This window comes from Pseudogracilibacillus sp. ICA-222130, assembly GCF_037892545.1.
Lineage (GTDB): Bacteria > Bacillota > Bacilli > Bacillales > Amphibacillaceae > Pseudogracilibacillus.
In genome coordinates, this window is sequence record NZ_JBBKBG010000044.1 from 1 (window position 1) to 14,826 (window position 14,826).

14 protein-coding genes and 1 riboswitch are annotated in these 14,826 nt (G+C 35.4%); of the genes, 12 read left to right on the forward strand and 2 right to left on the reverse strand.

Annotated features, from left to right (window positions below; all coding sequences use genetic code 11):
- Nucleotides 1-233 precede the first annotated feature (233 nt).
- Nucleotides 234-1,190, reverse strand: a complete 957-nt coding sequence (gene corA, locus WKT09_RS12650; protein WP_340416373.1) for a magnesium/cobalt transporter CorA — start codon at nucleotides 1,188-1,190, stop codon at nucleotides 234-236.
- Nucleotides 1,191-2,010: 820 nt separating this feature from the next.
- Between corA and WKT09_RS12655 the strand changes: the two genes are divergently transcribed.
- The 9 genes from WKT09_RS12655 to WKT09_RS12695 all read left to right on the forward strand — a co-directional run bounded on the left by WKT09_RS12655 (nucleotide 2,011) and on the right by WKT09_RS12695 (nucleotide 10,126).
- Complete coding sequence (locus WKT09_RS12655) at nucleotides 2,011-2,337, forward strand: hypothetical protein (RefSeq protein WP_340416374.1); 327 nt, start codon at nucleotides 2,011-2,013, stop codon at nucleotides 2,335-2,337.
- Entirely contained in the window at nucleotides 2,276-3,163 is an 888-nt protein-coding gene (locus WKT09_RS12660; protein ID WP_340416375.1) for a VanZ family protein, read from the forward strand. Before WKT09_RS12655 ends, WKT09_RS12660 begins: the two co-directional genes overlap by 62 nt.
- A 101-nt stretch (nucleotides 3,164-3,264) precedes the next feature.
- Nucleotides 3,265-3,426: a YtzI protein gene (ytzI, locus tag WKT09_RS12665; RefSeq protein ID WP_340416376.1), complete on the forward strand. Its 162-nt coding sequence runs from the start codon at nucleotides 3,265-3,267 to the stop codon at nucleotides 3,424-3,426.
- A 179-nt stretch (nucleotides 3,427-3,605) separates the two neighbouring features.
- The gene (locus WKT09_RS12670) at nucleotides 3,606-4,847 is read left to right on the forward strand and encodes a S1C family serine protease (protein WP_340416377.1); all 1,242 of its coding nucleotides are present in this window, start codon (nucleotides 3,606-3,608) and stop codon (nucleotides 4,845-4,847) included.
- Between the two features lie 284 nt (nucleotides 4,848-5,131).
- Nucleotides 5,132-5,830, forward strand: coding sequence for a response regulator transcription factor (locus WKT09_RS12675; RefSeq protein WP_340416378.1), 699 nt, complete (start codon nucleotides 5,132-5,134; stop codon nucleotides 5,828-5,830).
- Nucleotides 5,827-7,239, forward strand: coding sequence for a HAMP domain-containing sensor histidine kinase (locus WKT09_RS12680; RefSeq protein WP_340416379.1), 1,413 nt, complete (start codon nucleotides 5,827-5,829; stop codon nucleotides 7,237-7,239). The genes WKT09_RS12675 and WKT09_RS12680 overlap by 4 nt, the downstream gene beginning before the upstream one ends.
- A 147-nt stretch (nucleotides 7,240-7,386) precedes the next feature.
- Entirely contained in the window at nucleotides 7,387-7,896 is a 510-nt protein-coding gene (locus WKT09_RS12685) for a YfiT family bacillithiol transferase (RefSeq protein WP_340416380.1), read from the forward strand.
- Nucleotides 7,897-7,958: 62 nt separating this feature from the next.
- A riboswitch (TPP riboswitch) is annotated at nucleotides 7,959-8,056 on the forward strand.
- A gap of 75 nt (nucleotides 8,057-8,131) precedes the next feature.
- Entirely contained in the window at nucleotides 8,132-8,896 is a 765-nt protein-coding gene (locus tag WKT09_RS12690) for a 3-oxoacyl-ACP reductase (protein ID WP_340416381.1), read from the forward strand.
- A gap of 105 nt (nucleotides 8,897-9,001) precedes the next feature.
- A complete protein-coding gene (locus WKT09_RS12695; protein WP_340416382.1) occupies nucleotides 9,002-10,126 on the forward strand; it encodes a hypothetical protein in 1,125 nt (374 codons plus the stop codon).
- A 145-nt stretch (nucleotides 10,127-10,271) separates the two neighbouring features.
- Here WKT09_RS12695 and WKT09_RS12700 read toward each other — a convergent pair whose 3' ends face one another.
- Complete coding sequence (locus WKT09_RS12700; RefSeq protein WP_340416386.1) at nucleotides 10,272-11,018, reverse strand: MerR family transcriptional regulator; 747 nt, start codon at nucleotides 11,016-11,018, stop codon at nucleotides 10,272-10,274.
- Between the two features lie 194 nt (nucleotides 11,019-11,212).
- On the opposite strand from WKT09_RS12700, the gene WKT09_RS12705 reads away from it, so the two are divergent.
- The 3 genes from WKT09_RS12705 to WKT09_RS12715 all read left to right on the forward strand — a co-directional run bounded on the left by WKT09_RS12705 (nucleotide 11,213) and on the right by WKT09_RS12715 (nucleotide 14,773).
- Complete coding sequence (locus WKT09_RS12705) at nucleotides 11,213-12,124, forward strand: choline/ethanolamine kinase family protein (RefSeq protein ID WP_340416383.1); 912 nt, start codon at nucleotides 11,213-11,215, stop codon at nucleotides 12,122-12,124.
- Between the two features lie 103 nt (nucleotides 12,125-12,227).
- On the forward strand, nucleotides 12,228-12,941 hold the full coding sequence (locus WKT09_RS12710) for a 3-ketoacyl-ACP reductase (protein WP_340416384.1): 714 nt from the start codon (nucleotides 12,228-12,230) through the stop codon (nucleotides 12,939-12,941).
- Between the two features lie 488 nt (nucleotides 12,942-13,429).
- A complete protein-coding gene (locus tag WKT09_RS12715; RefSeq protein WP_340416385.1) occupies nucleotides 13,430-14,773 on the forward strand; it encodes a sodium/glutamate symporter in 1,344 nt (447 codons plus the stop codon).
- The last annotated feature ends 53 nt before the right edge of the window (nucleotides 14,774-14,826 follow it).

Consider the following 14,826-nt stretch of genomic DNA (forward strand, 5'->3'; position numbering starts at 1 on the left):
TTCATAGAGCTCAATTAATTTCATCTCGAATATTTCTAATCATAAAAATCGCTAAAAATACCGACAACATAATATTAATTTGAACTGCTGTATGTGTAGGTATACATAAAAAAGGGCGTTCCGATGATCGAAAAGCCATACCTCTCGTTTATAAAATAGATGTGATACAAACGAGAAAGGAGTAAAACAATGTCCGTTATCCTAGTGAAAAAATTTTTCTTCATATGAGAAGGTTATTTAAACCAACCTTTTCGTTTAAACCAAATAAACATACCAGTTGCAATAAGTATCATAATAATTAAAACAATATAATATCCATTTTTCCAATGTAATTCAGGCATATGGTCGAAATTCATTCCATATACTCCAGAAATAAATGTTAGTGGAGTGAAAATGGAAGCGACAATCGTTAAGACGGTCATCAAGTTATTCGTTTCATATGAATTAAGAGATAAATAATTATCCCGAATGTCTGCCGTCATCTCACGATTCGTTGTGACCATTTCGGTTAGCTTTAATAAATGATCATGTACATGGGTGAAGTTATTCCGTTTATACGTTTTACTTAAGGGAATATCGCTATATAAAATATGTTGTACCATGTCTTTCATCGGTATAATGGTATAACTCATATGTAATAAAAGTTTTCGTATGTCAAACAGCTCGACCATTAATCGATTCATTTTTTTGTTAGATGTGTTATCTTCAATCGTTTCTAATATATCTTCCACCTTTTCGATTAATGGATAATAACTATCGACAATGTTCGTTAATAGATGTAAGAAGATGTCGTATGTTGTCCAATTATCCACCTCTCGCGTTTCATGGATGAAGGTCTTTGCATCATTTATCATTTCTAGTGGCTCATAATGAATCGTGACGAATACTTTTTCACCGATGAAAAAATCCAATTCATATTTGATTAGTTCGTTGTTTTGTACCCCTAATATATGTGTAATGTAAAAATCATACGCTGTAAAATGCTCTACTTTTGGTCGTCGCACGGAAGCAACATCATGTTTCACAGACATTCGGGGTAAATGGAATGTATTCATCAATGTTTCCGTTTCGTTAATCGATGGATTTTCAAGGTCTATCCAAATCCATTTCCACATATCTACGTTTACTTCTTGAAATGAATGAACAGTTTCTAATTTATTTTCTGTCGTCATACCGATGATACGAATCATATGATTATTCCTTTCTTCTCATAGACTTTTAAATGAATGCTTCCTCGGTAATTCAGGAGGGGAGTTTTTATGGTTGGATGAATCCTTCTGTATTCCTCCTAACGTTAATTCTACAACATTTATACCCGTTCCTTTTGTTCATAAACGGAGAAAAAAGATTCACCATAATATATTAGTGGTATAATATGGTGAATCTTTATGTATTTGGATAAAAATGAAGCAACTAGTTAAATCGTGAAAATGCAATCTCAGGGACGCTGGGGTGTTCTACCGTCCTCGAAATCGCAAAAATTGGAATCTCAGGGACGCTGGGCTGCTCTACCGTCCTTGAAATCAGGAAAATTTAAAACTCAGGGACGCTAGGGTGTTCTACCGTCCTTGAAATCGCAAAAATTTAAAACTCAGGGACGCTGGGCCCTTCTACCGTCCTTGAAATCACAAAAATATAAATCTCAGGGACGCTGGGTCGCTCTACCGTCCTTGAAATCGCAAAAATTCAAATCTCAGGGACGCTGGGCAGCTCTATCGTCCTCGAAATCACGAAAAACTAAGGAAAGAATGGAAGCTATTTGAGGTGTTTTGACAGATCTTATGTAACTTCATTTTTTAATTTAATAGCAATATATTCTGTTGCTAGACTATATGATAAGTGTCCTTTACTTCTTCGCTTTTTTACGAAAAGATAGCTTTGACATGGATACGCTATTTATTCGTGAAAAAAGTTCCTTTCTCATGTTGTTCTGAAAATGTAGATACGTTATAGTAATATCATTACTATACAAAGTGTATGTAGTGAGTGATAATGGGGGGTGGTACGAGTATGGGTGTATATTCTTTTCCAATTTTCATTGCAGTATTTATATTATTTCTACTTGCGGTTCATATTGCGATTCCATGGTTAATATATACGTATCGAAAATATGGTTATTTTAGTTTTTGGTCGACATTTATTATATTAACGTTTATATTTTACGCACTTTCGGCATATTTTTTAGTTATTTTACCACTACCTGATGTGCGTGATACGTGTGCAATACAAAGTGCAGATACGAAACATGTTCAATTCATACCGTTTTATTTTGTGTATGAAATATTTTCATCTGGAACTATTAATTGGTCACAACCGGCTACATATTGTTCGTCATAGTGCGTTTTTGCCATCCTTATTTAATGTATTTATTTTACTGCCGTTAGGGGTGTACATGAAATACTTTTTTTCTAAGACGATGACAGTAAAACGGATGGTGCTAATAGGATTTTCCGTCTCCTTGTTTTTTGAGATAACACAAATTACAGGGTTATATGGCATTTATAATTGCCCATACCGTTTATTTGATGTAGATGATCTAATTTTAAACACATTAGGTGCCGTAATTGGATTTAAAATCGCACCATTTATTTTAGCGCTCTTTCCATCGAAGGATCAACCTTTGGAAAAGGCAGAAAAGGTATTCCAAGCAGGTACGGTTTCTGCGATGCCAAAATTATTAGCCATTGTAATCGATTATTATGTTGTCGCATTTGTTTGGCTTGTTTTTTCGTTTATCTTTCAAATCGACCATGGATCAATCGAGTTTTTTAGTAAGTTACTTGGGCTATTTTTATTACAATTTATGATGCCATTGTTATCCGGTGGAAAAACGATTGGGACGATCGTATTGCGGTTTACTTTAGTGCAAGAAGAAGGAGGATATCCTTTTAGACGAGCACTCTTTAAACGTTGGATAGGATTAATCACACCATGGATGTTAGGAAATATATTTTTAGTTGTCACACGATATGCTGAATTAGACATGGAATCAGACTTTTACGTATTTAATGTATGGATGCAAGTAATCGTGCAAGGTTTATGGGCGCTCATAGTGGTAGTATTATGTATTCATACTATATATGTGTTATTACGTCCACGTACAAGACAATTTTATTTTGATAAAGCAACAGGTATTACCGCTCGTTACAATAAAGACACATAATATTCTTAAGGAAATAACAAACTCATGTTATAATAAAGGTAATAAAAAGAAAAAGTAATGAAGTATGCATATGAAATATATATAGAAAGGGGAGATCACATATGATTGCGACGTCGATTGTCGTTGGTTTAGTGTTAACTGTGTTAACGTTAGTATTAACATTAGTGACGATTTCAAAAGGATATTCGTACAAACATACAATTGACCCTCTAAATAAGGAAGATGAAGTACGTGAATTCTCGGGTAACGGGAAACGTTTGTAATAAAATAATGTATAAAGGCTTAGATAAGATAAGTGTCATGATGACGCTACTTGTCTAAGCCTTTTTATGATGGCATATTACCATCTTCATCTATTCTTTATATTTTGGTAATAATTTATTCATATTTGCTTGTTATATTGAACATAGTAAAGATAAAAGAATACGAAGGGTGAAGCAAGATGGATGAAAACTTTCAACAAGATGACCAAAATAAAAATGAACAACAACAGATACAACCGCAAAAAAAGGAACGAAAAAATTGGGGACAGACTGTATTATCCGGGGTTATCGGTTCTGTTTTAACGTTCGGGGCTATTTTTTATACGCCGCTTGGGGAACAGTTAACATCTCCGCAAATTGAGAAAAGTGAAGGAGAACAAACAGAACAAACAGAACAAAAAGAAGAAGTACCTAAAGTGAAAACGACGGCAAAAGAGGTATCAACCGATTCCTTAGCTGATATGGTCGAAGAGACTTCTAAAGCGATTGTCGGAATTAGTAATTATAAACAAGGAGAACAAAATCCATTTGTCCCATCAAATGGTGGGGATGTACAAGGTGGTTCAGGTTCTGGTGTTATTATTAAACAAGAAGATGATGATGCATATGTTGTGACAAATAATCATGTCGTGGAAGGTGCAGATCGGTTAGAAGTATCTTTAGCGAACGGAGAAACGGTAGAAGCGACATTAATTGGATCGGATGCATTAAGTGATTTAGCTGTTCTTCGTATTAGTAATGAACATGTCGAAAGCGTCTTAGAGTTTGGTGATTCAGATGAATTACGAGCAGGAGACCAAGTTGTCGCTATTGGAAATCCTTTAGGAGTAGAATTCTCTCGTTCTGTCACACAAGGTATTATAAGTGCTGTAGATCGAACAATAGAAACAAAGACTTCAGCAGGACAGTGGGATTTACAAGTCATTCAAACAGATGCCGCGATTAATCCTGGAAATAGTGGTGGACCACTTATAAATATGAATGGAGAAGTAATTGGAATTAACAGTTTAAAAATTGCTGCAGGTGGTGTGGAAGGTTTAGGATTTGCGATTCCGAGTAATGATGTCATACCGCTTGTGGAGGAAATAATGAAAAATGGTTCAGTAGCAAGACCATACCTTGGCATTTCCATGACAGATGTGGATAAAATACCACGTTCTTATTTAGGAGAATTACCGAATGAGGTAACAGAAGGGGTTGCAGTAGCAGACGTCGATGCCAATTCTCCAGCAGGAAAAGCAGGGATGAAACCGGGCGATATTATTGTGAAAATGGATGGAGATGAGGTTCAAAATACAGAAGACCTTCGTAATGCTCTATATAAAGAATTAAAAGTAGGCGATAAAGTAACCTTAGAAATATATCGTGGCAAAGAAAAAATGAACGTGGATGTAACCCTATCAAGTAACACACTAGAATAAAATGGTCCATTTTTTTGATAAACATATACGTATTTCATTTGAATAAGAGTTTGAGAAGTAGTTAGGAAGAAACATGAATGGGAAGGAAATGGAGCGAAAGATTTTTAGCCAATTTCTCCTGATGCTAAAAAGGAAGCTTATGTCGAAAAGCTCCATTGAACGACCATTCGGACCATCATTTCTTTCTGACTTATCTCTCAAGCTCTTTTGTTATTTATGAAATAAAAAATTTTCGATATAATAGAGGAAATACACGGAACAGATAATAGATAGGGTGTGAACAGATGAAAATACTCGTCATTGAAGATAATGAAAGTGTCCTTTCTATGATCGAAATGTTTTTTATGAAAGAAAATTTTACAGGAAAATATGTAACAGACGGTCAAGAAGGATATGAACTCGCATTACATGAAGCTTGGGACTGTATCATATTAGATTGGATGTTACCAAACATGGATGGCATTACTATATGCAAAAAATTACGTAGTCATGACATCACAACACCAATCATTATGCTTACCGCAAAAGATGCGGAATCCGATCAAGTTCTTGGATTAGAACTTGGTGCAGATGATTATGTGACAAAGCCATTTAGTCCTTTAACATTAATGGCTAGAATTAAAGCTGTCATACGTCGTAGTCATCATGCAAACGTAGAAAATACTTCCATGGATCCACAGATGATTAGGATAAATAAAGAGACGAGAGAAGTGTTTGCTAACGGAAAGAATATTTTAGATTTCACGCCGAAAGAATTTGAATTACTGTCGTTTTTAATGGAACATGAGAAGCAAGTATTCACTCGTGAGCAATTATTAGAACATGTGTGGGGATATGACTTCTTTGGAGATGATCGGACAGTGGATGTACATATGAAAAGACTACGTACAAAATTAGGTGAAACAGCAAGTGAATGTCTACAAACGGTGTGGGGTGTAGGGTATAAATTTGTTTCACTTCCTTTAAAGGAACAAAATAAATGAAGTTTAAATATTTTTATCAACAGTTATTAAGCCATATTAGTGTCATCATCGTCGCTTTCCTTATCGTTGCTTTGTTGTTTACACAATTTGTCGAGCAATATATGTATGAAAATAAGACAGAAGAATTGATGACATATGGCGAAACAATTTTGGCGAATTTAACGGCATCGGAAAAGCCTCCGCAACAATTATTGCAGGAATATGGAAGTGTGTTAAAAAATCGCCCGATTCATTTTAGTTTATTTAATGAGCAATCTGAAATTATATATGCATCGGATGGAAAAATACCGGACATTCATTTGGATGATGCAGATTGGAATGAAGTGACAAAAGGTAATAAAGTTATTGTGAAAAAAGACTTTGAACAGTTCAAAGAAGGGGCAACATATGTGATATTGCCTTATTTTCAGGGTGAAAGGTTTGTCGGAGGTATTTTACTTGCAGCTCCAATAAGTGGATTGAGTAATGCGATAGATACAATGAATGCATCATTATGGAAAAGTGTCTATATTGCCGTTGCAACAGCTTTATTATTAAGTGCATTTTTAGCTAGATTTCATGTAAGACGTATTAATGTACTGAAACGAGCGACATCTGCTGTTGCAAAAGGAGATTATTCAATCAAGTTACCAACTTCTACAGTGGATGAAATTGGGGAGTTAGCGGTAGATTTCCAGCATATGGTCGATCAGTTAGAACAATCAGCAAACGAAATTGAGCGGTTAGAAAAGCGTAGACGTCAATTTATGGCAGATGTATCTCATGAGTTAAAAACACCATTAACAACGATTCGTGGAATGATTGAAGGATTGGAAAATAATATGATCCCGGCCTCAGAACAAGAACGTGCTTTACATCTTGCTGAGCAAGAGGCAAAACGACTCATTCGATTAGTGAATGAAAATTTAGATTACGAAAAAATCCGTTCGAATCAAATACAACTTCATATAGAAAAAGTACGAGTAGAGGAGTTGTATAGGATAGTGCAGGAACAATTGCATGCACTCGCAAAGGAAAAAGGAAATGACATCATGATAGATGTTCCGGGCGAGATGTATGTAGAAGCGGATATGGATCGGTTATTACAAGTTGTGATGAATATCGTTAAAAATAGTATGCAGTTTACAGAAAATGGCGTTATTACTTTACAAGCATATGAGGAAGCGGCAACTTCTGTACTCGTTTTAAAAGATACTGGTATTGGCATGGATACGAAAGAAGTGGAACATATTTGGGAGCGTTTCTATAAAGCAGATATTTCTAGAACGACCAATCCATATGGAGAATTTGGATTAGGATTATCTATTGTCAAACAACTTGTTACATTACATGACGGAACGATTGATGTACAAAGTGAAAAAGGAAAAGGAACGGTATTTACTATCACATTACCAAAAAGGAAGGAATAGAAAAGACTCGTTCATTTTGATGATGTTACTACAATTCATGGCTTTAGTTTTGAATCTGAATAGATAACATCTTTCTTATCTGACGAAACAAAACGATTTTTTATGGTAAAATAAGTCTATACAAAGTATACGAAAGGGGATAGGAACATGGATGTGACATATCCGATAGGGCAACTTGAAGTACCAAATAATGCAACAATGGATGATGTAGCAAATTGGTTAAGCGACATTGCAACGTATACAGACCGACTGCGTGAAACCGTAGACGGGTTGAGTGAGGAGCAGTTAGAAAAGAGATATCGTATAGATAGTTGGAACGTTAGAGAGTTAGTACATCATATCGCAGACTCGCAATTGAATATGTACCAACGTTTAAAGATGGCATTAACAGCTAATAATCCTGTTATTTATGCATTTGATCAAGATAAATGGATAGAACATGCAGATAATCGGTTACCTGTTGAATGTTCCATAAAAATGCTGGAAGGAATTAATGAGCGAATTGTCGCTTTAGGAAAAACGTTGACGAATGAAGACCTTTTGCGAACATTTACTCTTCATGGTAATGGAGAGGTGACAGTTGCTGCAAAGTTAAAAAAACTAAACTGGCATGAGGAACATCATTTAGCACATATTCATATCGCGCTTGATTCATAAACGTAAAGCGTTTACTTGAGAAGTTTAGCTGATATGATACAATACAAGTAAATTGCATATAAAAAAATCACTAGGGGAGCTTTATGCTGAGAAGAGTGTACTCTGACCCTTTGAACTTGAAGCAGTTAATACTGTCGTAAGGAAGTGGAAATGTTTTTACAATATAAGTATGTAAAGACCACTTTCTGCGTAAAGTGGTCTTTTTATATGGAATAAAATATTGGGAGGGATCAACATGGAATTAAAAGAACAAGTTGTATTAGTTACTGGTGGAAGTCGTGGATTAGGAGAGGCAATCGTTCGTCAATTTGCAGATGAAGGTGCACAAGTGGTTATTAATTATTTTTCAAGTAAGGAAAGAGCGGAAAGTATTGCAGAAAGTTTAGGAGCGAACCGTGCGATTGCGATTCAGGCGGATGTACGAGACGCGAAAAGTGTTGAAGCGATGTTTGCACGTGCGAAGGAATATTTTAAAAAGCCAATTACGACGATTGTAAACAATGCTTTAATCGATTTTTCCTTCAATGGAGATGATCGTAAAAAGTTAGATACTATTGGCTGGGAAGATTACCAAACACAATTACAAGGTAGTGTACAGGCAGTTTTACATACGATGCAAGCAGGCAGGGAGGATATGGTGGCACAAAAATTCGGTCGCATTATTAGTATTGGAACGAACTTAGTACAAAACCCTGTTGTGCCATATCATGATTATAATACGGCAAAGTCTGCCTTAATTGGAATGACGCGTTCTTTAGCGAAAGAGTTAGGCGCAAATGGTATTTCAGTAAATATGGTGTCAGGCGGGTTATTGCGTACAACAGATGCAAGTAAAGCAACACCGGACGTTGTTTTTGATGTGATTGAAGAAAGTACGCCACTCCAAAAAGTGACAACACCAGAAGATGTGGCGAAAACAGTACTGTTTTTTGCATCACCATGGGCAGATGCAGTAACAGGACAAAATTTAATCGTAGATGGTGGTTTAGTCATGCAATAAAAAACTAGTCTGAATAAAATAGAAGCTCCTCTTACTTTATGATATGATGACAAAAATGGTAAAAATTGTAATTACGGTCATTCTAATAAGGTTGGAGGGGTTTTTTTGAAAAAACAAATATATGCAATCATCATTTTGTGCTTTCTCATTATCCTTTTAACTGCATGTAATCAAGCATATAAGGAAGCAATGGAAAATGGTGAAAATGCCCTTAGTACGTTAGATTATGAAACAGCTCGATCTTATTTTGAAGAGGCATTGCTCGAAAAAGATTCAGATGAAGAAGCCGAAATGTATATCAGTCAAATAGAAGCAATGATGGATGGGATTTCATCCATGGACCAAGGCGAAATGACAAAGGCGGTAGAAGCTTTTTCCGAAGTAATAACTGTTTCTAATGCATCAGATGCATTGATAAAGGAAGCAAAAGCGAAATTAGAGGAGATAGAAAACTTAACATCTACGTATGAAGAAGTAACAGAGAAAGTGGAGGAAATTGAAACATTACATAATGATGGAATGTATAACGAAAGTCTAGATACTATTGAAAAGGTATTAGAAGAAGATCTTACCCATCCTTACGTGAAAGAGTTGCATACAACATTAACATCTTTAGAACAACAAATTAAGAAAAATGAGAAAAAGCGTAAGAAGATTGATAAAATCATCGATGAAGTTGCGACGTATGAGAAAGATAAAGCGTATGATGCAGGATTAAAAGCAGTGGAAGAGGGGTTAGAAGAAGATTTAACCCATGATAGTTTAAAGGAAAAAGAAGCGCTTTTAAAAGACTTACAAACAAAATTAACAAATTTGCAAGAGGAAGAGAAAATAAAGCAAGAACAAGAAACATTTATGAAGAATGTCGAAGGAATTTGGGTGGATGACACAGTGGAAGAAGCTTATTTAACTGGAGCCGATATATGTAAAATAAATGCGGAAGCAATATCGTGCGTGATAATGGAGTCAGATAATATCTTTCATTTAGATGTGTATGAACGAAAGGCAAATATGGAGGATCATCAAATATGGATGAATGAGGATGAGTTTGTCATTACGGTAACTGACGAAAATAATATTAAAATGTTCGATCATCACTATACACGTGTGACAAATGAGATGGAACAACGTTTCGTAGATGAATTTGGGTATGACTCTATCGAGAAATTTTATGCATTTGTATTTAATCCTGAACTTTTAGAAGCGGCTGGAATAATGGGGGATATGTAAAGAAAATGTATGTAATTTTAATATAAAAAATCGGTCATATTTATCACGATAAGATAAACATGACCGATTTTCTTTCACTTAGTTTTGTCCAAGGTTCCTACTCGTGCTACCTACTATCTAACGTAGTCTATCTCTCTAGAATCATTCATTCTCTTTTTTGTTTCCGGGCATATATTTGCATTGCTTCATACATAAATTGCGCTAAACCTTCCCCGAACTGATCAATATTTTTTGTGAAACGTTCGTCGGTCACATACATTTGACCGAGTCCCTGAAAAGCCTCTAAGGAATAGTGATGTCCCGTATATTTATTTAAAAAGTTGTACCACGAAGCAATGGCTAATTGTGCTTCATCTGATTGAGGGGACAAATGCCGAACAGCAGCAAGTTCTTTGTAAATGGTGTTCATTTTTTCATTTAATACATTTGGGTCATATTGGCGCATTGTTTCGTTTGCTCTGTTAACAGTATCGCTTCCCCAACGTTCTCTCGCTTCTTGTTCATACTTGTTTTCGTTATATGCAAATCCTGTAAACCTTTGTTCGTTCGTCATATGAATTGCTCCTTTTTCATATAAAATTGTTTGTTCAATCGTATGGATCATTTCCTTGATATGAGCACTTTTTTCAAGCAACATTTTCTTTTGTAATTGTAGCGCTTCTATTTTATCAAAGGTAGGATCGTATATGATGTTCTTAATCTCCTTTAAGGAAAAATGAAGCGCTTTGAAAAAGATAATTTGTTGTAATGTCGTGATATCGTCCTCTGTGTACAGTCGATAACCTGCATCTGAATATGAGGTAGGTTTTAACAAACCAATTGCATCATAGTGATGTAATGTTCGTACACTGACCCCGGCCATTTTTGCTACTTCTTGTACTTTATATTCGATTAGGCTCACCTCCTAATAATAATCGTAATGTATGACGTAACGTAAAGGTCAACTAGAAAAGTGTTCAAACAAGATGACGGAAAATTTCGTGAATATATTGTATAATATATATGGCGCTTTAAAATTTATTAAATAATGTAAGCGCCATCATAGTTGTTCGTACCTTTCAAATAGTATATAGGAGGTTGTGTGCAATGAAAAATAACAAGGAGCTGATTTATGGCATTATGCAAGATACACTAGGTGTATCCAAAGAAATGATCCAACATATAGAAAGAACACCAGGTGGAGAGACGAACGATAGTTATTTTGTAACCATTGAAGAAGAGCGATTTGTCGTACGTATTCCTGGCAAAGGTACAGAGGAACTTTTGGACCGTTGCACAGAAAAACAAAATTTATTATTTGGGACGGAATTAGGCATTAATCCACCACTCGTCTATTACGATGATGAAACAGGTGTAAAAATAACACGTGCAATTGATGGAGCAGAAGCTTTAACACCAAAAATGGCACGTGAAAAAGGATTGATGCAAGATGTCATTCATTTATTCCAATGTCTTCACCATGCAGAGGCACCAACAATGAATCGATTTGATCTTTTTAAGAGGATAGATCATTATGAAACCCTCGTAATGAATGAAAATGAAATGAAACTAGATCAAATCGCTTCACTTCGACAAGATATACACGAGTTAAAAAAGGTATATCAATCCTTCCAAGTGAAAGAAGTACCATGTCATATGGATGCAGTTTTTGTCAATATATTAAAGGACAAAGAGGACCATCTATTTTTAATTGATTGGGAATATAGTGGATTATGTGATCCATTATGGGACATTGCTACTTTATCTTTATCGTTATTGTTGGATGAAGAAGAAGAGATGTTTTTCCTATCCTATTATTTCGGACGTTCTCCGAATGAAGAAGAATTACAACGACTTCATTTATTGAAAATCTTCCTCGATTATTATTGGAGCCTTTGGTATTTCTATAAAGAAGCAAAAGGGGAACAATTTGGAGATAGTGGAATGAGACGTGTGAATCGTGCCGAGTCCCATATTACACAATATAAGGAAATGTATGAATCTAATATTGTCGTATAATAGAGTATCCTTTCTCATCATTATGTGAGAGAGGATTTTCTTTTGTTGTTTGCTGGTACATATTATAATGGGTGTGAAGTATGTTTAGATAGGAGTAGATGATATGTCATTACAAAATAAAGTAGCGATTATTACTGGTGCCGGAAAAGGAATTGGACGTGCTACTGCGTTAGCACTTGCCGAAGAAGGAGTTTCTTTAGGATTAATTGCTCGCACAGAAGCTGATTTACAAACGGTAGCAGAAGAGGTTGCCAAATACGATGTGCGTGTTGCGATTGCAACGGCGGATGTTTCGGATTATACACAAGTTGAAAAAGCTATAGAAAAATTATATGCGGAGTTAGGAAAGTTTGATATTTTAATTAACAATGCTGGAATTGCTAAATTCGGAAGCTTTTTAGAATTACCAGTAGAAGAATGGGAACAAATTGTAAAAGTGAATCTTTTCGGTATGTATTATGTGACGCGTGCGGTATTACCGAAAATGATTGAACAAAAATCGGGAGATATTATTAACATTTCATCTACAGCTGGGGAAAAAGGAGGTCCTGTAACGAGTGCATACAGTGCATCGAAGTTTGGTGTCATGGGATTAACGGAATCACTGGCAATGGAAGCAAGAAAACATAATATTCGAGTAACTGCATTAACACCGAGTACGGTTGTAACAGATTTAGCGATTAATCAAGGACTTGTAAAAGGTGATGAGCAGAATGTATTACACCCCGAAGATTTAGCAGAATTAATCGTTTCTACTCTAAAGTTAAAAAGTCGTGTATTCTTAAAAACAGCAGGATTATGGACGACAAACCCATAAATCCAAAGATAATGATCCTTTAGTAAATGGGGTTGGTGAAAAAGTGAACGGCATCCTGTTAAGTTGAGGTTGTAAAACTATCAAAAAACTTAAGAGGGAAATCGATTGTTTCATTCAAAAAAACGATTCATTATCGAATAACTTTCATCATATACTAACCCTATTTGATAAAGCACCATATAACAAAAAAACGCAAACAGTAATGTTTATAATTAGAAGATTAACATTACTGTTTTTTTATGTGGATGTTTAGACAATATATTGAAGATAGTCTTTTGTACAGAATGTTAAGAAGATTTATGATATTCTATCAAATTGATTGAAATTGAATGAAATTAGACTAAATATGACAAAAATCTGTATAAAACTACATGTTTTCTTTAATTTACTCTATATTTCTCCTATTTTACTTGATTTACTTTCCTGTACCTCTGTATAATCATCGTGTTATGTATTTTTTAGACTGGGAAAGTGTAAGGAGGAATATTATGGAGGATTTTACTATTTGGACTTTGTTAACAGATATCGCAATCATCTCAGCACTCTTATTAGTTGGAACCGCAATTCGTGCTAAGGTGAAGTGGGTACAAGCATTGTTTTTACCTGCTAGTATGATTGCTGGATTTATCGGTTTGGCATTAGGCCCTAGTGGTGTTAATATATTACCGTTTTCAAGTCAGTTTGCAGCATATCCAGGATTATTAATTGCATTTATTTTTGGCGCAGTACCTATCGGTGCCTCAAAAGTAAAGATTGGAGAAGTGTTCCAACGTGTACGAGAAATGTTATCCTATTCCATTTTGATCACAGTAATCATGTGGGGTGGGGGAGCAGTAGTTGGACTTTTATTAGTTGGATTATTTTTCACTGATATCAATGTTGGATTTGGTCTAGTTCTGGGCGCAGGTTTTGTTGGAGGACACGGTACAGCTGCTGCAATCGGAGAAGCATATGCAAAATACGGTTGGGATGATGCAATGTCGCTTGGAATGACATCGGCAACGATTGGTATTTTAGTAGCTGTTATTGGTGGAATTATAATTATTAAACGAAACACAGAAAAAGGAAATACACAGTTCATTTCTAGTTTTAAAGAATTACCGAATGAATTAAGAACAGGATTAATACGAAAGGAAGATGGACGTCGTCCGATTGGAGTAGAAACCGTTTCATCAAACTCAATTGACCCGTTAGTGTACCATATTGCAATTATTTCAATGGTGGTTGGTGGAGCATATTGGCTAACGGACACATTAGAGTCTATTTTCCCAATGGTTGCCATTCCTTTATTTAGTGTTGCATTTATTGTCGGATTAATTTTTCAAAATTTGATGCGCTTATTTAAGGCGGATAAATATATTGACCAACCGACAATGGACAAAATTGGTGGAAGTGCGACTGATTTTCTAGTAGCAATTGGAATTGCCTCAATTAACTTAACCGTCGTCATGGATTATGCAGTGCCGTTAATTATTTTATTTGTGTTCGGAATTTTATGGGCATATGTTATTTTTAAATTTATTGGTCCGAATTTGTTTGAGCATTATTGGTTTGAAAAAGCTATTTTCGGTTGGGGTTGGAGTACAGGTACTGTAGCGATGGGATTAGCATTACTACGTATCGTGGATCCGAACTTAAAGAGTAGAACGATGGAAGATTATGCGATGGCTTATGTTGGTTTAGTACCACTAGAACTAGCAATCGTTACATTTGCCCCCATGGTCTTTGCTTTAGGATTTGCGTGGACGGTACCGACAGTGCTACTTGCAATTGCAGCGATAGTGATTGGTCTTCATGTTCATTTTAAATTATGGGGCTTTCATCGTACGTAAAAACTTAAAAAACCTTAGTATCTATTTAGTTTATATAGATGCTAAGGTTTTTT